The 20485-nt window shown below is 48.7% G+C and carries 18 protein-coding genes and 2 pseudogenes; 8 read left to right on the forward strand and 12 right to left on the reverse strand.

What is annotated here, in order from left to right; translation table 11 throughout:
* The coding region (locus A7589_RS20000; RefSeq protein ID WP_235613324.1) for a pyridoxal-dependent decarboxylase at nt 1-464 on the reverse strand (464 nt) is incomplete at its 3' end.
* Between the two features lie 612 nt (nt 465-1076).
* A pseudogene (locus A7589_RS20005) lies at nt 1077-1580 on the reverse strand (helix-turn-helix domain-containing protein); the annotation flags it as partial.
* A gap of 423 nt (nt 1581-2003) precedes the next feature.
* Between A7589_RS20005 and A7589_RS20010 the strand changes: the two are divergent.
* Entirely contained in the window at nt 2004-2375 is a 372-nt protein-coding gene (locus A7589_RS20010) for a hypothetical protein (protein ID WP_021571255.1), read from the forward strand.
* Nucleotides 2376-2644: 269 nt separating this feature from the next.
* Here A7589_RS20010 and A7589_RS20015 read toward each other — a convergent pair whose 3' ends face one another.
* Both A7589_RS20015 and A7589_RS20020 read right to left on the reverse strand, forming a co-directional pair.
* Complete coding sequence (locus A7589_RS20015) at nt 2645-5758, reverse strand: hypothetical protein (RefSeq protein WP_021571256.1); 3114 nt, start codon at nt 5756-5758, stop codon at nt 2645-2647.
* A gap of 483 nt (nt 5759-6241) precedes the next feature.
* The gene (locus tag A7589_RS20020; RefSeq protein ID WP_021571257.1) at nt 6242-7150 is read right to left on the reverse strand and encodes a LysR family transcriptional regulator; all 909 of its coding nucleotides are present in this window, start codon (nt 7148-7150) and stop codon (nt 6242-6244) included.
* Between the two features lie 129 nt (nt 7151-7279).
* Between A7589_RS20020 and A7589_RS20025 the strand changes: the two genes are divergently transcribed.
* From A7589_RS20025 to A7589_RS20035, 3 genes are read left to right on the forward strand one after another with little or no spacing between them, the layout of a single operon-like run.
* Nucleotides 7280-8590 (forward strand): MFS transporter, encoded by a 1311-nt coding sequence (locus tag A7589_RS20025; RefSeq protein ID WP_021571258.1) that lies wholly within the window; start codon nt 7280-7282, stop codon nt 8588-8590.
* A 14-nt stretch (nt 8591-8604) separates the two neighbouring features.
* Nucleotides 8605-9693: a tartrate dehydrogenase gene (locus tag A7589_RS20030; protein ID WP_021571259.1), complete on the forward strand. Its 1089-nt coding sequence runs from the start codon at nt 8605-8607 to the stop codon at nt 9691-9693.
* A gap of 2 nt (nt 9694-9695) precedes the next feature.
* Nucleotides 9696-10955, forward strand: a complete 1260-nt coding sequence (locus A7589_RS20035; RefSeq protein ID WP_061351188.1) for a glycerate kinase type-2 family protein — start codon at nt 9696-9698, stop codon at nt 10953-10955.
* Between the two features lie 68 nt (nt 10956-11023).
* Here A7589_RS20035 and A7589_RS20040 read toward each other — a convergent pair.
* Nucleotides 11024-11356, reverse strand: a pseudogene (locus tag A7589_RS20040) (MmcQ/YjbR family DNA-binding protein); the annotation flags it as partial.
* A gap of 304 nt (nt 11357-11660) precedes the next feature.
* Here A7589_RS20040 and A7589_RS20045 point away from each other — a divergent pair.
* Entirely contained in the window at nt 11661-12302 is a 642-nt protein-coding gene (locus tag A7589_RS20045) for a recombinase family protein (RefSeq protein ID WP_001567361.1), read from the forward strand.
* A gap of 363 nt (nt 12303-12665) precedes the next feature.
* On the opposite strand, the gene A7589_RS20050 is transcribed toward A7589_RS20045, so the two are convergent.
* From A7589_RS20050 to A7589_RS20060, 3 genes are all read right to left on the reverse strand, one after another.
* Nucleotides 12666-13646: a GlxA family transcriptional regulator gene (locus tag A7589_RS20050; protein ID WP_021571263.1), complete on the reverse strand. Its 981-nt coding sequence runs from the start codon at nt 13644-13646 to the stop codon at nt 12666-12668.
* A gap of 124 nt (nt 13647-13770) precedes the next feature.
* Entirely contained in the window at nt 13771-14550 is a 780-nt protein-coding gene (locus tag A7589_RS20055) for an MBL fold metallo-hydrolase (protein WP_021571264.1), read from the reverse strand.
* 238 nt (nt 14551-14788) lie between these two features.
* Entirely contained in the window at nt 14789-15970 is a 1182-nt protein-coding gene (locus A7589_RS20060; protein WP_077875618.1) for an MFS transporter, read from the reverse strand.
* Between the two features lie 605 nt (nt 15971-16575).
* Here A7589_RS20060 and A7589_RS20070 point away from each other — a divergent pair.
* A complete protein-coding gene (locus A7589_RS20070; protein ID WP_201261859.1) occupies nt 16576-17421 on the forward strand; it encodes an MBL fold metallo-hydrolase in 846 nt (281 codons plus the stop codon).
* 465 nt (nt 17422-17886) lie between these two features.
* Here A7589_RS20070 and A7589_RS20080 read toward each other — a convergent pair whose 3' ends face one another.
* Together A7589_RS20080 and A7589_RS20085 are read right to left on the reverse strand one after the other, a co-directional pair.
* Nucleotides 17887-18183, reverse strand: a complete 297-nt coding sequence (locus tag A7589_RS20080; RefSeq protein ID WP_032144004.1) for a helix-turn-helix domain-containing protein — start codon at nt 18181-18183, stop codon at nt 17887-17889.
* 328 nt (nt 18184-18511) lie between these two features.
* Nucleotides 18512-19048 (reverse strand): hypothetical protein, encoded by a 537-nt coding sequence (locus tag A7589_RS20085; protein ID WP_108188979.1) that lies wholly within the window; start codon nt 19046-19048, stop codon nt 18512-18514.
* Nucleotides 19049-19144: 96 nt separating this feature from the next.
* Here A7589_RS20085 and A7589_RS20090 point away from each other — a divergent pair, with 96 nt between their 5' ends.
* Complete coding sequence (locus tag A7589_RS20090; protein ID WP_024168380.1) at nt 19145-19477, forward strand: helix-turn-helix domain-containing protein; 333 nt, start codon at nt 19145-19147, stop codon at nt 19475-19477.
* Nucleotides 19478-19674: 197 nt separating this feature from the next.
* Here A7589_RS20090 and A7589_RS20100 read toward each other — a convergent pair whose 3' ends face one another.
* Complete coding sequence (locus A7589_RS20100) at nt 19675-20118, reverse strand: hypothetical protein (protein WP_016236669.1); 444 nt, start codon at nt 20116-20118, stop codon at nt 19675-19677.
* Entirely contained in the window at nt 20118-20240 is a 123-nt protein-coding gene (locus A7589_RS23540) for a hypothetical protein (RefSeq protein WP_258962848.1), read from the reverse strand. Before A7589_RS23540 ends, A7589_RS20100 begins: the two co-directional genes overlap by 1 nt.
* A gap of 115 nt (nt 20241-20355) precedes the next feature.
* On the opposite strand from A7589_RS23540, the gene A7589_RS20110 reads away from it, so the two are divergent.
* A partial coding sequence (locus A7589_RS20110; RefSeq protein ID WP_000567664.1) for an IS3 family transposase occupies nt 20356-20485 on the forward strand: 130 nt, incomplete at its 3' end.

The following is a 20485-nucleotide window of genomic DNA, read 5'->3' on the forward strand; positions in this document are numbered from 1 at the left end:
GGTTTATCGGTCGGTTTACCTGCGGCTTCCATACGTTTGCGCCAACGCCATTTCATTGCCATCCCACCGAGCATACAGGCCTCGGAAGAACCAATGGTGTTGGTGCCAACGGCCTGACCGTTTTTCGGCGCAGGCGCGTGCCACAGGTCGGCAACCATGTTTACACAACGCAGGTCGATAGCTGCGGACTGCGGATATTCTTCTTTATCGATCCAGTTTTTGTTGATCGACAGATCCATCAGTTTATGAACATTTTCGTCGTCCCAGGTCTGACAAAATGTGGCAAGGTTTTGTCGGGCATTGCCATCCAGGTATAATTCATCATTGATAATCTGGAATGCGATGTCATCGCGCATTTCGTGCAGCGGAAAACGTTTAGATTCCGCGATAGTGGAAATAGATTTCGCACCAAAACGTGAATCGAGTAGTTCTGACCTTAAATCCGTTACTTGCTTCTTATCCATTTCAAACTCCTTAAAATGATTGGATCGCATTAAAAAAAGTAGGATTTATCGATAAAGTAAGCAAGCGTAATGGCTTTGGTTTTAAATAACAAAATCCTAACCGATTTTTGATTTTCGGAATAAGTACGGTGTATTTTTCATAATTAATTACAATGAGATACAACAGTTTCCGATAAGGGGTGTTGAGTTATATGTTGTTATTTTTCTGTAATTTTCCTACGCAACATGATTATCACATAAAAATCAGCCCGTAAAATATCATTATTCGTCATCATTAATTTATGAAAGCGGTGGATAATATTGTCAAATAACAAAGGTTATTACTGGAATCTCAGCCAACCATGTTAACGAGTGATTTTTATTTCTACAGCCATAGTCCAGTATAGATGTGCGCAGATAATAACGATGCGGAAAATTAAGTAATATCTATAAGATATTTCCTGGTCGAAGATCACATGACTATAAATGAGGATTGACATACCACCGAAGGCTTATTGACTTATTTTAGCTGTAATGCACCCCATCTACGGAAGGCCAGTTGCGATTACTAAATAATAACTACGCAACCGTAATTTAGTCAGCATCCAATAGAACTTACCCCTTTATATTAGCTCTTGCACAAAAAGCTAAATTCATAAGTTTTGCTTCTTCATCTGGTGGCGTATTAGACAGCTCAATATCATATTTAAATGCATTGCCAAAAATACGTGTTTCAGGAAGATGGATTAATGTGCAATCTGTCTTTTGATGTTGACGCGTTAATAACGGGGGTAAAATATTTGTTAGATCCCAAAAATCACGGTGCCGATATTCTCTGGGAGAACATCCAAACAATTTTTTAAATTCACGACTGAATGACTGCTGTGAATCAAAATGCAAAGAGAGCGCAATATCAAGCATTGATTTGGCAGTAAGTCTGACAAGAATGGCTGCCCGACAAAGTCTTCGTTTGCGGATGTATGCGCCCAGGGGCATGTGCATGTAGTTTCTGAACAGGAGTTGAATATTGCGTCTGCTGTAGCCAGATTTCTGTGCGATATCTTCGATTGAGATAGGGTGATCGAGATTGCACTCAATCCACTCCAGGAGCTGCTGTAAAATCTTCTGCCTGATCATAACATTCTCCATTTATCTTTAGTCACTTTGCACATTTTCCTGGCGACAATGGATTTGAGTATATCAAAAACAGAAATGCCCGAGGCAAAACGATTGATAGTGCCTGTCGGGTAATGGGGAGGGAGCATGTACATTAAAGCTATGAGGTCGGTACGGTGGTCAGGTGTATGTTGATATCTTGCATTTAACTTATGTTGTGTGAGAATTCAGTTCATAAGAAAAAAACGCCTTATCTTATTGCTTTAAATGAATATTTTTAATATAAATATCAACTCACTTCCAGATAACTTCATGAACTAACATAGAGTCCGCTTCTTATGGGTATTTTCTGAAAGCCTGCTTACCTTGTGTTTCTGGGCAGTTGTGTATTGGAGAAAACGAAAAATCCGAGAATGCAAGGTAATCTACCCGAAAAACCGGTGAATGCTCGAGCCGCGCCTCTGGCTGGAAGTAACCAATGGCACGGTTGAAGAGTGTGCTGCCCAGATCAATGAAATCTTACGATATGACGGTTACGAAGTTGTTAGAGATGGCAACTTCTACAAAGTTCGTGAACTTGCTGGTGTAGTGATCGAGGTTGAACACCACTTTGCAGATTCTGATGAGTTGAGCAAATTGCTCCTTGAAGAACAGATTCAGAAATGCAGGGAGAAGGTTGAAATCGGCGATTATTCGGGTGTAATTACTAATGGTTCGCAAGAAAGAATAAATCGACAAGAGGTAGATATGTCTCAACCCTATCCTAGCCCTATACAGCTTTGGGCTATGCAGGTATTTCATGTCTTTTCCTCATAATTTGCAGCCCCAGCAATTATGTCCGGGCACCACAAGGATGTCGGTAACGCAGGAGAGAAATATTTTCAGTCGCTGCGTTACTTCACTTCCGGTTCTGGCATTTTTCGGATCTTAGCAGAGGAGGAGAGAAAGTTAGTACAGATAAGGCACTAATGAATAAAAACTATTGTGAATAAGGGATTATTGCAAATATTTAAAGTAAATACTTTCATTATTAGCATATAAGCATAAAAAGGCGACGCCCTGTCTGCGTCGCCGGAAGGATGAAATCAAAGATGGTCGAACCGGCCAGCCAAGGGGCCTTTTACCTGCATGTCAAATTCCCACACCGTTTTAAGCTCCCCCTCAAGCGGATCGGCGCTACTGCGATAGAAGGTATTGAAAAGCGTACCATCCGGATACCGGAACAGCTTCAGTTCACCAAAGGTTTCCCTGTTGACCAGCAGGGAATAATTCTGCAGGGCATGGCGAACCTGATAAATGAGACAGTTATTGATCCTGACGGGCAGTCCGTGGACACCTCGGGCAGAGGTATCAATCTGCAGATCCAGCGCAGCATGCCTGTCCGGCTGGTAACTCAGCTCCCGTAATTCGTCACTGAACCGGGAACCATAGATAATGAGCACAGAATCGCGCTGATCTGCTGTGTGCTGCCGGACAGCCTGCAGCAGATCCGGCAGGTTGCTTACCGGTGTGTTAAGGGTGGCGGGTAATTTACCCAGCATAAAATGCAGCCGGTGAAGCATGCTTCCCTTCAGGTCTGCCGTGGCAGGAAAATCGCCGTAGAAATTCGTGTTCAGATGGCGGGCCACATATTCTCTGGGCACTCCTGCCGAATAGCACCTCATTTGCCAGTCATGCCGGAAATCCGGGTCCGCAGTGAAGTTGAAGCGTGCAAGTAGAGGGTCTTCTGACAACGCCCCTGGCAACTCTGCCGTCAGACGAATATCGGTCTTTCTCAGTCGTTCCGTATCCACTTCTGCTGCCAGGATATCAGCTGTCTTGCTGCGGCTAAACGCCTCAATATACCGGTCCACTATGTCATTGAAAAAGGGAACCTGTCCGGCATATTCGGCGGCCGACAGCATATACCCCTGATAAGGGACAAACGGGTCTCGTTTGAGTCTTTCGAGTGTATGAATGATCTGCTCTTTACGAAAATAAGAAAACAGGCCCCCGGCCAGTGCCTCCGAAACGCGTTCGGTTACAGGCTCTGACGTTCTGGCGAGCCGGATGGCGAGGAGCGCAAACGCACCATAAAGAGAGGCCAGATCATCCTTTATCCCTGAATAGATTCTGCCGGATATTAACGGTCTCTCATTAAACGAGGTCAGGGCTTCAATGGTCTCTGACAGGGCACCATACCAGTTGTTGTGGTTCTGCGGCCGGTAATGTTCGATTCTCAGGATTATATCGATAATATCCGTGGCCGTTTTGAAAGCGGGCGTGGCGGCGTCATTGTCATCCCTTTCTTCAAATAATGACGACAATCCCAGACGGTTAACCAGGTCAGCGAGATCAATATTCCCCTGGGGCTCCAGGTTGGCAACGATATATCCTGATATCAACAGCCGCATATCGCATAAGGCATTACTGAAAATGATGGCTGATGCTGCCTTTTCATTATACATACCGCCCCTGAGCATCGTGGTCCACTGCGGGCCCGGAGGTTCCAGATTCATATAATCAGGATTGAGGAAGAAGCTGTGCCATCGAAATTCTTCCTCCCAGTACCGGGAGAAGCGACTTTTCTCATTCCATAGACACAGCACATCATGCGCATGTCTTGCAGACGACACATTGTCGGCCACTACAGGAGGAATAATTAGTCTGACGGTGTAGTGCAGATGGAATAAAAGGCGGCTGGCATAATCCCCGGCGTCAGGTTTACCGATGACGTCCCTCATACTCCAGCCTTCCCACAGACTGATGAAACTGCGGATCAGATCCTGGTGTGTCTGTTCCTGGCTGACGGATAGGGTACCGCCGTTTCCTGCTTTCCATTCAGTAAGGGTGTGCCATACGCTAAAGAGCGACTGTATAAACTGTCTGAAATCCGTGAAACTGGTACTGTCAGATTCCCTGTAGACGTGTAAGGGGACATACATCGCTTCACTGAAGTAGGCACCCGTCGTCTCAGTTGATTTTACCGTTTCCCTTATAAACTGCCTTAACTCAAAATGAAACGACTGGCTTAAAGAATAGCTCAGGCCTGAGGCGTCCTGTTCGTCCAGAAAATTACCGTCAGCATAACAAAAGCTCCTTTTGACAGACGTGTAGGTTCCCGTAAGTCTTTTTACAGCCATTTTAAAAATGCCAATGTTTTTATCATTCAGGGCATCATAGGCCTCACCAAAAAAATCATAGGGGATGTCATTATAATCTTTCTTTTGCCGAGGTACGCCCATCGGAATACAACGTCTGTACAGCCAGTTCCACAGCTGGGAGGTAATAACTCCTTTTGCCGACAAAAGGGTTAAGTTGTCGTTTTCTCTGCCGGACGAAGGTAGAATCACAATCTCAGCCTCCTGATCCGGAACGGGCCGTAATCGTCTCAGAAGGAAAAGTAGTGGCCTCAGGTAAATATCTTTTACGACTTCATTTTTCTTAACGGGGCAGGTAAGCGTGTTCATCCCGTCGTTCATGGCGTCTGCGTAGGGCAGTATTTTTATCGTCTTCAGATACTGGTTGCCAATATAATGACCCGGATACTGCAACCAGGATCTTATCATGGATTGCTGTATATATTGGCTCACCATCTGTGACTGATAGTATTTTTTCATCAGACGGTCCCGTTTATCATCATCCAGGACATTGAGACTGGTGACAAAGAACCAGATGGACAGAAAGATATTGAACAGCATCCAGATAAAGGCGGTAACCGCCATCGCAGTATTGAGATAGTTATCCCCGAGTGACGACGCTATCCCCGCCATCAGAATAAAGCCCGCTAGGGAAAGGGCGCTTAATCCTGCAAACATATACCCGGAATTCAACTGATAGGCGGACTGGATATGAATCCGGGATGATTTTTTCTGAAAAAGAACACTGATCAGACCGACAACCAGCGGGAACACAATACCGATGAGGGTCACCTGGCTTCCCAGCAGGCTGGACATCCACCCGGGCAAGGCCGTAATACCTTTAAAATGTTGACGGGCAAACGGATCAAAGACAGGGCGGGCATAGTGAGCCACCGCCACCGCGCCAGCTGCCACTCCCCAGAGTATCAGCATGGCCCGAATGTAATGCGTGGAGCAATAAACCTGCAGCCTTTCCGCCAGATTCCAGCTGAGATTTTTATGGTCCCGGTTGGCTTTGAGTTTGCGGCGCAGGTCAGTTCTGACCTGCCAGGTCACGCTGTTAAGGAGCTTTCCAAACATAGATATCCTGAATTCCCTATATGCTAAGTGCAGAAATAATAAACATTAACCCACTTTTTATCGCGGATAACTTCACAATTAATTACCTGAGCCTGTCCGGGCCCCGTGGTTACTGCCAGAATGCTGAGATCAACGACACGGCCAGCACCAGGCATACCGTTACGCTAGGTTGACGAAGAAGCTCAGCAAGACAGAAGGTGGCTCCCCGGCGACGTGCTTTATTTAAAAGTGATGGATGACCGCACTTTTCATCGGTCTTGTTAGGTATCTTTTCTTCACCCTTAAATCAACTAGCGAGAAAAGTATTTATATTGTGAGGAGGAATATGAGTGCGGAGCTGGGTAGGGCGACCGTCATCTTTGAGTGGCCTATAATCCTTCGTCATGTAGTCAGACTGTCCTTGTGACAGAACGTGTACTCCTTAGGTTAAGTTATAGATTTTATAATCAAAAATAATAATTAAGCTAAAATACGTTTCCCACATCACAAATTACGGGTCAGCTCTTCGATGTTATCGGAAAGCATATCCAGCAGGGATCTGACATAAATATTATTATTTCCCTGATGCCACATTGCGCTCAGTGGTAGCCCTTCAACATGCTTCATCGGCGAGAGAGCAAGGTATCTGACACCGTCGGCATTCATATTTTTATATGATGCAGGCACCAGGGCTACGCCCAGCCCGGCGGCAACAAAACTCAGGATGGTCTGCTTCTCTTCGGCATATTGCGCAATAACGGGCATGCTGCCACCCTCCCTGAAAATATTCATCGTCAGATCATGGCTGTGACGCCGGGTACGTCTTTCCGGCACGATAACGGGTTCATTACGAAAATCAGCGATACTGACTTCGTCATAACTGACCAGCCGGTGGTCAGCAGGTACGGCAAGCACACAGGTCTCATTCGCGATAAAACGGGTAGTCAGCGTAGCATCAGCATGTTCAGGCGGACGCACAAAGACCAGGTCCAGCCATCCGGAAATGAGCCGCGGGATAAGATTGTGAGATTTATCTTCCGTGATATGGATATCCGCATCAGGAAACTGCCTGACAAAAAGATTAAGTAACTCCGGCAGTAATCCTCTGGCCGCGCTGTCAATAGCACCGATCCGCAGCGTCCTTTTTTGCGGCAGCACATTTTTACGGAACCGCAGCCGTAGCGCATCGAAATCAGCAATCACGGCTTTGGCCTCATTTAAAAACTCTGCGCCTTCAGGCGTAAGCGACACATTCCGGGTTGATCGATTCAGTAGCCTTATCCCCAGATCTTCTTCCAGCAGTTTGATGAAACGGCTGAGTGACGCAGGCATCATTTCGAGTTTACGGGCAGCCCGACCAAAGTGAAGCTCATCACCTAACACCACAAAGCAACGCAGCTGATTTATATCCATTTTTTCACCAGAAACCGATTATCTAAATAATTTGTATAAAGCAGTGCTGATGATAAAACCGCACACCTCTCCATACTGGGTTTATTACAAAACGATAACAACCCTACACGACAATGGAGCATCCCCAAAATGAATAATCACCTCGAAAAAAAGGTCATGCGCAAGGTTACCCTGCGCATTATTCCTTTTATCATGCTGCTGTATTTCATCGCTTTCCTCGATCGGGTAAACATTGGTTTTGCCGCCCTGACCATGAACGAGGATCTGGGGTTTTCGCCCACCGTTTTCGGGCTGGGCGCCGGCATTTTCTTCCTCGGCTACTTTCTGTTTGAAGTCCCGTCAAACTTAATCCTGCATAAAGTGGGAGCCCGCATCTGGATCGCCCGCGTGATGATCACCTGGGGCTTAGTCTCTGGCTGCATGGCTTTTGTGCAGGGTACAACAAGCTTCTACATTTTGCGTTTTCTGCTCGGCGTGGCGGAAGCCGGTTTCTTCCCGGGCATTATCCTTTATCTCAGCTATTGGTTCCCGGCAGCCAGACGCGCGCAGGTCACTGCCATCTTTATGGCCGCAGCCCCGCTCTCTACAGCACTGGGATCGCCTATTTCTGCCGCCCTTCTGGAGATGCATGGCTTCCTCGGCTACGCCGGCTGGCAGTGGATGTTTGTGCTGGAAGCCTTGCCAGCGCTGATACTCGGCGTTGTGGTTCTGTTCTTCCTTACCGATCGTCCGGCCAAAGCTAAATGGCTAACTGACGAAGAGCGTGCGTGGCTGGAAAACACCATGCAGGCCGAGGAACTGGCCCGGGCGGCAAAACAGAGCCACAGCAGCGCATGGAAAGGACTGGCGGATAAGCGGGTACTGGCTCTGGCACTGGTCTATTTCGGTACTTCTGCCGGCCTGTACACGCTTGGCATCTGGTCCCCGCAAATCATCCGCAGCTTTGGTGCTACCTCGCTGGAGATCGGTTTCCTCAACGCTTTCCCGGCTGTCATCGGCGTCATTGCCATGATCCTGTGGGCACGGCATTCCGACCGCACCAAAGAGCGCAGCTGGCATGTGATTGGCGCCTGTCTGCTGGCGGCAGCCGGTCTGATTTACGCCGGTAACGTCAGCACACTCTTTACCGTGATCGTCGCCTTAACGCTGGTCACCGTGGGCATCAGCGCATCCAAACCGCCACTCTGGAGTATGCCAACGGTGTTCCTTAGCGGCCCGGCAGCGGCAGCGGGCATTGCCACGATTAACTCCATTGGTAACCTCGGCGGCTTTGTCGGCCCGATGATGATTGGCGTGATCCGCCAGCAAACCGGTAGCTACACCTGGGGCCTGTACTTTGTCGCCGGACTGCTGGCGATCTCGGCCCTCGTTGTCCTGATTCTTTCTGCCAGAGCGAATAAATCGCAAACGGCAGAGATCCCTCATCCTCATACTCATTAACTGGAGAAGTAACTATGCGTACCTACAAAATTGCTGCTATACCCGCCGACGGTATCGGTCCGGAAGTCATCTCTGCTGGGGTTGAAGTGCTGCATGCGCTGACACGCCACAATCCGCAGCTGAACTTTGATGTGGAGACCTTTGACTGGGGGGCGGACTATTACAAAAAACATGGCGTGATGATGCCGGAAGAGGGGCTTAACACACTAAAAAAATTTGATGCAATTTACTTCGGTGCGGTGGGTGCACCGGATGTGCCTGACCATATTACTCTCTGGGGCCTGCGCCTGCCAATTTGCCAGGGCTTCGACCAGTACGCCAACGTGCGTCCAACCAAAATCCTGCCGGGTGTCACCTCACCGCTGCGGAACCGCGGGCCGGGCGATCTTGACTGGGTCATTGTGCGAGAAAACTCCGAGGGGGAATACTCTGGCAACGGCGGCCGTGCACACCGTGGCTTACCGGAAGAAGTCGGCACCGAGGTGGCAATCTTCACCCGCGTCGGGGTTACGCGCATTATGCGCTATGCCTTCAGACTGGCGCAGTCTCGTCCACGTAAACTGCTGACAGTGGTGACCAAATCCAATGCCCAGCGCCACGGAATGGTGATGTGGGATGAGATTGCCGCCGAAGTGGCGCAGGAATTCCCGGATGTGCAGTGGGACAAGATGCTGGTCGATGCCATGACGCACCGCATGACGCTGCATCCCCAGACCCTGGATACCATCGTTGCCACCAATCTGCACGCCGATATCCTCTCCGATCTGGCCGGTGCGCTGGCTGGCAGTCTGGGCGTGGCGCCGACCGCCAATATTGATCCGGAACGCCGCTTCCCTTCCATGTTCGAACCTATCCATGGTTCAGCTTTTGACATCACCGGCAAAGGTATTGCTAACCCGATAGCAACCTTCTGGACTGCGGTACAGATGCTTGAACATCTGGGAGAGCGTAACGCCGCGGCGCTGATTATGGAAAGTATCGAATATGTTTGTGAGAAAGGCATTCTGACGCCAGATGTCGGTGGAACGGCCAGTACCGCGGACGTCACCCGTGCTGTAGTGGAATTTATCGAAGCCAGAGCAAATATCGCCGAGACCGTATAACCATGAAAAATGAACAGGCTGCAGAGATCCTGCAGGATATTTTTCAGCATGCTGTCGACAGCGCCCGAGCCGGGCCTGCGATCCTGTCTAACCTGCCGGAAAAACCGCGTGGCCGCTGCGTGGTAATCGGTGCCGGTAAAGCCTCGGCGGCAATGGCAGCGGCTGTGGATGCAGCCTGGCCGGATGTGGATGTGTCTGGCGTGGTGGTGACGCGTTACGGTTACGCGGTGCCTGCTGGCCGCATCCGGATTATCGAGGCTGCTCATCCGGTATCGGATTCGATGAGCGAAGTTGCCGCAATGCTGATTGTGGAAGCGCTGCGCGGATTGACCTCTGATGACCTGGTGCTGGCGCTAATTTCCGGTGGCGGGTCGGCGTTGATGGCGCTGCCCGCACCAGGATTAACATTGAAAGATAAGCAGGCCATTACCCGCGCGCTACTGCACAGTGGTGCCAATATCAAAGAGATGAATCTAGTACGTCGTCATCTCTCCGCGGTGAAAGGCGGCAAGCTGGCAAAAATGGCGCAACCGGCCCGTATTGTGTCACTGATTATCAGCGATGTGCCGGGGGATAACCCGGCAGATGTGGCATCAGGTCCTACTGTCGCCGATGACAGCACGCCGCTTGATGCGCTTCGGGTACTCCAGCGCTACGGTATTCAGACCCCGGAACCTGTTCATAAACTGCTAAGCCAGCCGGCAGGCCCGGTTGAAAGCACAGCGAACAGCGAGGTTAAACTCATTGCCACGCCGCGGCTGGCTTTGCAGGCTGCCGCGCTGGCTGCGTGCAGACACGGACTGACGCCGCTTATTCTGGGTGATGCGATAGAAGGCGAAAGTCGTGAAGTGGCCATTGTTATGGCCGGGATTGCTAAATCCGTGAAGCAGTATGGTCATCCGGTTTCCGGTCCGGCAGTACTGCTGTCGGGTGGTGAAACCACCGTAACGGTAAACAATGACCAGCCCGGAAAGGGTGGGCGAAATACTGAATTTTCGCTCAGTCTGGCCTGTGCATTGCAGGGGGAAAGCGGCATATGGGCTATCGCCGGCGACAGTGATGGTATCGACGGCACAGAAGATGCAGCAGGTGCTCTGGTATTTCCGGACACGTTAACACGCGGCAAAATGGGAGGCCTGGATGCGGCTAATTATCTCGATGATCACGACAGTTATAACTATTTTCACGCGCTTAATGACCTGGTAATAACCGGGCCAACGCTAACAAACGTAAACGATATTCGGGCAATAATGATTATCTGACGCTGTCGTTACTTGCGCACCGCCGCGCAGAAAGAGGGAGGACGCCGCCCGCAGGCGGCGCTGGCACCCTATGCAGAGGTCAGCCGGTGACTTTCATACAGCAGATCGTAGATCTCGTCTGTCGTGAGGGGACCGTCCAGGATCACGCTCACCCAGTGCTCTTTATTCATGTGCCAGGCAGGCAGAATGCCTTCTTTCCTGCGAAGAGGCCCGATGTGTTCAGGTCTGACCTTCACCTCCAGCACGTCGACGTCATCACGGGTTTCAAGACCCAGTTTTGTTCCGGGCACATTCATGACCAGACCAAACCATTTTTCGCCATCGTGATGGCGCAGCACCGCATAGTGCGGCAAATTACTCCATAAATATTCAGGTTCAGATTTAAAGTGTTCGCGGGCATGGCGGGTTTACGGTGAGCACTGATAAGCGCCAGATCATGCTCACTGAAATACGCCATTCGGGTCAGCGTTAACTCATCTTCAGGCAATGCCAGTAATGATTCTCTATCCGACAGAGAAAGAATCTGCCTCCTTGCCATATAGTTTCCCTCACAAATTATTCGATGCGGTATTTTTAACAAAAATGGTTATCGCATAAGGGTACACCCTGACGCCATAATCAAAACGTGACGGCACACGATGAATGACATAACCTATATGCGATAGATTAAGTGCAATAACCTAAATGCGATAATGCGGTGGGAAAATGTTCATCAGAGCTTATTTAAGGGCATCGACGGAAGACCAGTTCGCCGATCGAGCAAAAGAGATGCTGGAGCAGTTCGTCCAGGAACGGGGGCATAAAATCGCCAGCTATTACCGGGAAAATATCAGTGGCACAAAACTTGAGCGCCCGGAACTGGGACGCTTACTGATGGACAGTCACCACAATGATATTTTACTGGTCGAGCAGATAGACCGTCTGACACGTCTCAGTAACAGCGACTGGATGACGCTAAAAAAACAGATAGAACAACATGAGCTGCGAATTGTCAGTCTTGATGTGCCCACATCATGGCAGGCACTGTCAGATAAGGATCCTTCTCAGGCCGATCCGATCACCCGCGCAGTAATAACCGCCATCAATAACATGCTTATCGATCTGATGGCCGCAATGTCACATAAGGACTGGCTGAGCCGCCGCCAGCGGCAAAAACAGGGAATCGAGCGGGCTCATACAATTGGAAAGTACCGGGGTAAGCAAGCCGATCAGGAACGGCATCAGAAAGTCCTGTACTACCGGCAGGTAAAGAAACTGAGTATCCGGGAAACGGCGGATGCTACAGGCTACAGTGCTTCACAGGTTTGCCGGATACAAGCGCTTCATAAAAATAATGAAACTGCCTGAAAGGCTGGAATGACGGTGTTTATTTGCAGTCATGGCGTAATAGTTAGCGCCCTGTAACAACCTTTGTGATTAGCAGACTGATGCATCATCTATGTAAGGAAAGTCCGCTGTGTGCCAGAAGCGGATGTTGCTAACGCCTCAGAGTGTAAATCTATGGGGGCAGCTCTTACAACAAAACACACCGGTACTGGAAAATTGTTAATGCCGTAGCAGGAGCCGGCTTAAAAACCCTTCATCCTGCCGTGGATCGCATACAACTAAATTTTACATCGTTGACTGGCTGAGGGGACCACTGCGTCCGGAAGGGGAGTGCCCTAAATCTGCTGTGCAGTATCTGTGAGGATTCAAATACCATATTCGCTGTCATGCCTGGTCATTTTGTCGGTCAACCAGATCAGGCCCCCGGAATGCGCGGCGCCATTCGCTGGGACTCACACTGAATTTTGACTTAAAACTCTGACGGAATGAAACGGGTGACTGAAATCCGGCCATTTCGGCGACCTTTTCAATACTGTGGCTGGTCGTCTCCAGCAGCTCCTGGCTTCGCTGAAGTCGTTCCGCGTTGATCCAGTCTGCCAGTGTTGTACCGGTGGCCTTCAGAAAGTGACGGGTCAGCGTTCTCCGGCTCATGCTGACAAATCCGGCCAGTGAATCCAGGTCATGAGGTTTGTCCAGATTGCGGCGCAGATAATCCATTAATTCATTCATTTTGTTGTCCCGTGTTGTTTCCGGGACAGGACGTTCTATAAACTGAGCCTGGCCGCCTTCCCGGTAAGGCGGAACGACCATCCTCCGGGCCACCCGGTTGGCAACGGCCGAACCGTAATGGTCCCGGATAATACTCAGACAGCAGTCGATACCCGCAGCAGTGCCGGCAGAGGTAATCAGCCGTTCGTCGCGGGTATACAGCGAATTGCTGTCTAGGTGAACGTCAGGAAAGCGGGCTGTGAAATCCTGTTCATACTCCCAGTGTGTGGCAGCACGGTGTCCGTCGAGCAGCCCAGTATAAGCCAGCACGTAGGTACCCAGGCATAGCCCCACCACCTGTGCGCCACGCTGCCACGCGCTGATCAGCTTATCGAGCAGTGCCTGGTCTGGTTTCTCATCAGGATTATGCCAGTAAGGGACGATGATAATATCGGCAGCATCAAGACGTTCCAGCCCATGCTCAACGTTGATGGACAGTCCGATATCAGACTGCACCATACCCGGCTCCCGGGCACAGATTTCGACACGGAACAGCTCCGGTTCCGGCATTGAGGCGCCGAAAATGATGCAGGGTACAGAAAAGTGAAACGGGCTGAAACCGTCAGTGACAATGACGGCAACTGTCAAAGCAGACATCGTATTTACCTTTTCGTCAGTTGCAGCGACCGGAATTCCGGTCGCTGACACGTTCATACGGACCGGCTATATGGCAGCCGTGGCCGGTTCCGGAGTATCTCCAGGGACGGAAGTATGCAGACCATCAGAACGTGAGGATCTCTCCGTCAGCCGGGATCCGTACCTGTTTTTCAATGCCGTGCTCAAGGGTGAATTCACGCAGCTCGGCGCGGGTGAGCAGACAGTGGTTAATCGCCTCCATGTGCGAAGCAACGATGGTTGTCTCAGGCAGCATCGCCAGGGTGCGCAGCGTGTCCTCCTTACCCATGATGATTGGTCCGTAAAGATCGTTAACCGCATAGCCGGTATTCAGCACCACAACGTCCGGGCGGAAACGCTGCAGGCTTTTTACATACGGTTTCACCCAGACGGTATCCCCTGCGATATAAAGCGTTTTTTCATCGTGGTGCGTGAATACCAGTCCGCAGGCATCGCCGAGTAATTCCCCCCAGACGGTATCTGCGTAGAGTTCATTGCTGCCATGCTGGCCGTCAGTTTTGTAAATTGTCAGGCCATCTACGAAATGGTTTTCATCTTTCAGTACACGGATATTAACAAATCCCTGAGAGCGGATCAGTGCAGCATCATTTTCGTCCTGGGTATAGATAAGCATGTCTTTCGGCACCGCCTTCTGTGCCGCTTCGTCCCAGTGGTCAGTATGCGTGTGCGTCAGGATCACCGCATCAACGTTCAGCAACGTTTCAACCGCCACAGGCAGCGGTACCATAGGGTTGCGGAGGTGCGGACGCGCATTTCCGGCAAAACCATCCCAGGCGTCTTTTTCTGCCAGCATCGGGTCGATAAGGAATTTCTTTCCGGCGTATTCCAGCATGAGGGTGGCATTACGGACTTGCGTTAACTTCATTTCTCTCTCCAGTGATTCATCAGATTTTAAGCCACATCCCGCCCGTGGTGATCGGATCATGGGGTGGCAGGTGGATTACTATAAACGGTGATCCCGGTGGGCGTGACACGCTCACAGGTCATTAGGCGATGAAATCAGGTCAACCTGTGCCCGTCAGCAGCGCCAGCAGGATATCAGCTGTCGCGCAGTAATTTCATTTACGCGGAATGACTCGTCAGGTAACAGCGGGACAGCGTCCTTATTTCAGAGCCGGTCTGACCGCACGCCTCTTATGCCAGATCAGCCACAGCACCGGTGCAATCAGGCTGATGATCCAGGGAACCAGGATGAGGTGCATGGTTTTCCAGCCAAATGCGTTGAACAGTGGGCCGGCACCCAGGGAACAAATCAGACTGAAGATAAAGACACTCATGTCATTTGCCGCCTGAGCCACGCCTTTTTCTGCTGCCGAGTAGGTCGTTGCCAGCAGGCTGGTCCCTCCGACGTAAAGAAAATTCCAGCCTGTCCCCATCAGGATCAACGCACTGGCAAAAAATCCCCACGTGACGCCGGACAGCACCAGCGCAATATACGCAAGCAGGAGCAGGATCCCCGCCAGCATAATGGTAGTGACACCGAACCGGTCGATGAGTCTTCCGGTGAAAAAGGAGGGAACGAAACGCCCCAGAATGTGAAGCTGGATAACCACAGCGATCTGTGGGAGTTCAAACCCATAGTGTTTCATGGCAATGGGGGTGGCGGTCAGTCCCAGCACCATAATGCCAAACCCTGAAGCACCGGAAAAAAGCGCCACAAGATAAGACGGCTGGGATATGACCCTGAACCACGGACGGGGACCGGTCTGTGCTGACGGGTCAGCGGTCTGTGTAGGCATGTGTAAACGCGACAGCAGAAGTAACCCCAGCGAAGCCAGCACGGCCATAAAGAGGAATGACCCCATATAGGTCACGCTGAACAGTGTGCTTCCGTAGCTGGCCAGGAACGGGCCTAACAGGGCAGCAACAACACCGCCAGCCAGAACCAGCGAAATGGCCCGGGTGCGGAATGCCGGCAGCGCAACTTCACCCGCAGCAAAACGGAAAAACTGCGCAAAGGCCTGGTATATTCCCAGAAAAAACATCCCCAGGCACAGCAGGATGAATGAATCCTGGATCATGGCCACCATGGAAATGACGGCGGCCATAATCCCGCTCAGGGTACCGGTAATGAATCCTGTTTTTCTGCCTGCCCGATCCATCCATAAAGAGGCGGGAAACATCACCAGTACGGTGCCCAGGCTTGCCATTGAAATGGGGACCGTCACCAGTGAAGGATTTGGCGTCAGGAGGGCCCCCGCCAGTCCGCCTATTGTCATTATCAGTACCGATATCGACTGAAAGATAGCCTGTGATCCCGCAAGTATCAGGACCTGCTGACGCATATTTCTCATGTTAGTGAAGCTCCGGAATGAAATTAAGCAGACGGGGAGCCTCAGCCCGGCATTTACCCGCCTGAAGGAAACCAGATGACACAATATCCGACCGGGTCCCGGGCAGAGGGAAATAACGGCAACGTTAAGCTGCCGCTCATCCGCCCACTCATGGTGAAAGGAGTATACGGAGCACGACAGGACACATGTGAGAGTGCTCACAGCCAATTAGCAATGAAAACGGGTCAATTCAGCAGCGAGGCCTGGAGGTACACCTGCGAACGCCTGTCGTGCCAGTGCAGAAAATTCCCCGCGAAGCAGGACAGAAATTGTGAAGCCAGGGGGAGATAAGCCCTACAGGCCGGTGGTCCGGTCAATGCCAGGTTCTTCATACTCTTCGCCTGCGAAATAAACAATGACCCGATACCATCGAAAGTTGTCCCTGTGGGCACAGGCATATCAGCAGGGTATCCCCTATGATTGACGAGAAATTAAAGCCAGCCGGGAACTAATCAGGTATCAGATACAGGCATAATTATTTCCCTTAATATTTTTAAATGTCTGCTGATGGCAGACTGTATCGTAGTATCAATATCTCATCTGGAGTCTGAATGAACATGAATAAATTATTCGCTGCCGTAGTACTGAGTGCAACATTACTGTCCTCTGCTTTTGCCGCCGATCATTATCAGCAAATACGCAATGCAACCGGCAGAATAGAAATTGCGGGTAAAACATTTCTTATCGATCCAATGCTGGGTAAAAAAGATGCTTATCCCGGTTTTGAGAATACACACAACAGCCAGCTGCGATTCCCTCTCGTTGAACTGCCGGTAAGCATTGAGGATACCTATAAGGGTGTGGAAGGGATCATTGTCACCCATACGCACCTTGACCACTGGGATCCGGAAGCCCAGAAAAAGTTGCCTAAAGATATTCTCATCATCGCCCAGCATGAAGATGATGCAAAATTAATCCGGAGTCAGGGTTTTAAAAACGTCAAAGTCCTGAATGGTACAATGCAGTTCGGCGATGTTACGGTGGTTAAAACGCACGGTGCTCACGGTACTGACGAAATGTTTGCCTCGTCACTCAGCGAGATCCTCGGCGAAGCCATGGGCGTCGTTTTCACGGCAAAAGGTCATAAAACCGTCTATGTTGCCGGCGATACCCTGTGGAATGCCGACGTGAACAAGGCAATCGTGAAATACAAACCGGATGTGTTAGTGCTGAATACCGGTGATGCCCGCAACCTGAATTTCCCTGACGCAGGCATTATTATGGGCACAAAAGATGTCCGTCACGCCTATGAGATGTTGCCGCAGGCAAAAATCATTACAGTGCATATGGATGCTGTAAACCACACAACCGTCAGCCGCGCAGATATGCGTGCCTATATCAAAGAAAACAAGATTGATGACCGTGTAGTTGTTCCGAATGATGGCGAGACCGTAAACCTTTAATTATTAATAACAGCATGAACTTTATAGAGCCAGCCTGCTCAAGCTGGCTCGATATACTGTTGTTTTTAAATTCTGGGATTGTGGCTTATATTCGTCATATTAGTGAAAAAAACAACACAATGAAGAACAATATAATTGCACGCCTTTTTTTGTGACAATGAAAACCTATCAGAACTTCCCTAAGAGCGGTAGCTAAGGTTTAGCACATTCCTGAATGATACATAGCGTCCGCTTACCACTCAAAGCTGCCTGTCAAAGTGGTCAGGCTCTACCACAGCTCAGAGGTACAAAAAACCATCTTAACGTACAATAATTTTCGATATCCAAACTGACCCCTTTCTGAAAGCGCTTTCCCGTCAGACAGCATTGATCTTCCGATTGATAAAGTTGTTAACCTGACGGCATGATAATCACCATTTAGGGACTTTGCCTGACGTACAGGCTTATCAAATAGCCTGGCTTCTATCACCATTCTTCACGCCTTGCCGGTGAATCAAACTCCTTTTCTACAAAATTTGCAGGCTTTTTATAAGTAGAAAGTGGTGCAGAACTAAGCGAAATCTCCACTCCTAAAATATTTAAAACTTTGTATAGACGCTCAAAACTTGCTTTTGAAGGGTTTGCCTCAAGGCGAGCATAAGTCTGCTGAGTGACACCCAACCTGGCAGATAATTCTCTTTGAGTTAATCCTTTTGATTTACGAAAACCTATTAAAAGTGGGCGTAACTGGCTAAGAAGTCTAACCGGAAAAACAGTATCCATAAGTAGGTGGCCATGTCGATTACTTTATAATAAGTTCACTCCTTGAAAAACAGCTTGTAAGGTGTTTTATTACTTTACAGCTTATAAGGTGTAAGGATGAACTCGTTGTTTAACAAGTAGTGCTGAAATCTTTAAGGTTGCATCTGGGGCTGGCTGAGCTTATATTTATTAAGGACTAGCATATAGTGGTGCACGCTGTTAATCTCATTGCAATGAGGTTTGTCAGGGCATGAAGGGAGAGGGCGGACTCTGTTTTGCCCTCTCTTTTTCATCACGCCATTTAACTTTAAATAATTCCCAAAAGTCATTGTTTTATTGTAAGCTCTTATTATAAAATCCCAATCAATGTGTTTATTTTTTCATTTATCTTAATGTGTTTTTTCTCTTGCTCAAGACACAGCTTCCTGAATTCATCTTCCCTGCTCGGCACAGCAATTATCAATTCTTCATAAATTTCTTTTGCTCCTGATATTTTTTCCAGCTCACTGCTATATTTTTCAATAAGAGATCTTATTTGGATGTTTACATTGCTGCGTTCATGGTTGGTAGCACTTGAAACAAGTTGACAGGAAGACTTTGGGGTTGCCTCAATTAATTCCACGCATTCTGTTGCGATATTAAATTCTGATGTGACTGAGTATAAATATTGATGCACGCCTGTTTTTCTTACTTTGTTTAATAATCCTTTTCTAACCAGGGATTGAATTTGGTTATAAGCAAAAGCTTTTGCCTTTAAATAATTTTTCGGAAGTGAAAATCGCTCGATAAGAATTTTTGCTACTTCGTTACTGGTGAAGTTATCTTTGCCAATTAAGATGATTGCAGAAAATATGTACGACTCAGGGTTGGTTACTCGACTATTCATATGACAAAACAAGGCTGTTAACTTAGGATTGCTAAGTATACAACAATGACAGATACTTAGACAATCTAAGCATTCGAGGCCAATGAAGATGAATCAGTGTCTGAAAAAAATCCAATACCAGAACGACTTAAGGAAGCGAGATGCAGGGCGGGTTTATCACAGCGCTCTCTGGGTCTCCTTGTTGGCTTTGATCCCGCATCGGCTAGCAGTCGTATGAATCATTATGAGAAAGGACGCCATGTCCCCGATATTGATACGCTTCGACGAATGGCGGCAGAGTTAAACGTACCGTTGAACTACTTTTTTTGTGATGATCAGACGACAGCAGAACTTGCATTACTCATATCCCGAATGACAGAGGAAGAGCGAAGTAAACTTATCGAAGCACTCAAAACGTCTTCAGGTGACAACACTGCTGACAAAAAATGATGTTGTACAAACGCCTGCTAAACTTTTTGAAGGTAACAAAAGTGCAGTGCAATAAACCAAGCAGGGCATTACAGTAGTAGACGCCCTCTGATAAAATTGACTCTAATGAGTGGGCGTTGAAAGTTGCAATGCTCATCTTTCGAATAGAGCAAGATGTTTATTCATGAGTTCGTAGTGCGAATATACCGCTATATCTATCATTGATCTTTATTCCTTTTGTGTAATTCCATGATCAAATGCGGAGCAAGAAGGCTTTCTACCGGTATAACCGTATTGACTTTTACCGCTTTGACAATTTCAATCAATGACAAGGTATTCTGAGCTAGTTGTTCGCGAAGCTCTTTATTCTCTTCCTGTAACTGCTGATTACGACCAAGCAAGGCCTGCCGAGTCTTACGGTTCACATACTGCTGTTTTTCTTTGGGACGAAGATTCAGAGGCGATAGTTGTTGATCGACATAGGCTGCAATAAGACGCCTTCGTTCAATGTTACTTAATGTACTTAAGCCACCATTAATGATTCCTTTTGATTTAAGTCTGGCATGTAAGTTTTTAGCTGAAATAGGCGATTTATCAAACCCTTCAATCAACATTAACTGGAGTTCATGCTCTATCTGAGTATCCAATTCTTTACCACGCATTAGTTTTCTTCCTCTTTGTTTTTATGGTGCTCAAGGGCAAATAATTGAGCTAAAGTACGAATTTCACCTTCCACTTTTATCTCTCCAGACAGAATCTCTTGAGCAGAGAGAACTTGTAACAAGTTTGAGCGCCTGCGTAATTGCTCTAGACTGGCCCCCTGAACCTCCAGACAACCAATATCACTTAAATAAGTGATAGTCTTAATACTAGTTTTTAGACTAGTCATTGGAGAACAGATGATTGATGTCTTAGGGCCGGAGAAACGCAGACGGCGTACTACACAGGAAAAGATCGCTATCGTTCAGCAGAGCTTTGAACCGGGAATGACGGTCTCCCTTGTTGCCCGGCAACATGGTGTGGCAGCCA

This window comes from Escherichia sp. MOD1-EC6475 (genome assembly GCF_003046645.1).
In the GTDB taxonomy this organism is placed as follows: domain Bacteria; phylum Pseudomonadota; class Gammaproteobacteria; order Enterobacterales; family Enterobacteriaceae; genus Escherichia; species Escherichia ruysiae.

Coding starts and splice junctions, on each gene's coding strand:
- A7589_RS20010 (WP_021571255.1), top strand. CDS start 2,004: ATGCTCGAGCCGCGCCTCTGGCTGGAAGTAACCAATGGCACGGTTGAA.
- A7589_RS20015 (WP_021571256.1), bottom strand. CDS start 5,758: ATGTTTGGAAAGCTCCTTAACAGCGTGACCTGGCAGGTCAGAACTGAC.
- A7589_RS20020 (WP_021571257.1), bottom strand. CDS start 7,150: ATGGATATAAATCAGCTGCGTTGCTTTGTGGTGTTAGGTGATGAGCTT.
- A7589_RS20025 (WP_021571258.1), top strand. CDS start 7,280: ATGAATAATCACCTCGAAAAAAAGGTCATGCGCAAGGTTACCCTGCGC.
- A7589_RS20030 (WP_021571259.1), top strand. CDS start 8,605: ATGCGTACCTACAAAATTGCTGCTATACCCGCCGACGGTATCGGTCCG.
- A7589_RS20035 (WP_061351188.1), top strand. CDS start 9,696: ATGAAAAATGAACAGGCTGCAGAGATCCTGCAGGATATTTTTCAGCAT.
- A7589_RS20045 (WP_001567361.1), top strand. CDS start 11,661: ATGTTCATCAGAGCTTATTTAAGGGCATCGACGGAAGACCAGTTCGCC.
- A7589_RS20050 (WP_021571263.1), bottom strand. CDS start 13,646: ATGTCTGCTTTGACAGTTGCCGTCATTGTCACTGACGGTTTCAGCCCG.
- A7589_RS20055 (WP_021571264.1), bottom strand. CDS start 14,550: ATGAAGTTAACGCAAGTCCGTAATGCCACCCTCATGCTGGAATACGCC.
- A7589_RS20060 (WP_077875618.1), bottom strand. CDS start 15,970: ATGCGTCAGCAGGTCCTGATACTTGCGGGATCACAGGCTATCTTTCAG.
- A7589_RS20070 (WP_201261859.1), top strand. CDS start 16,576: ATGAATAAATTATTCGCTGCCGTAGTACTGAGTGCAACATTACTGTCC.
- A7589_RS20080 (WP_032144004.1), bottom strand. CDS start 18,183: ATGGATACTGTTTTTCCGGTTAGACTTCTTAGCCAGTTACGCCCACTT.
- A7589_RS20085 (WP_108188979.1), bottom strand. CDS start 19,048: ATGAATAGTCGAGTAACCAACCCTGAGTCGTACATATTTTCTGCAATC.
- A7589_RS20100 (WP_016236669.1), bottom strand. CDS start 20,118: ATGCGTGGTAAAGAATTGGATACTCAGATAGAGCATGAACTCCAGTTA.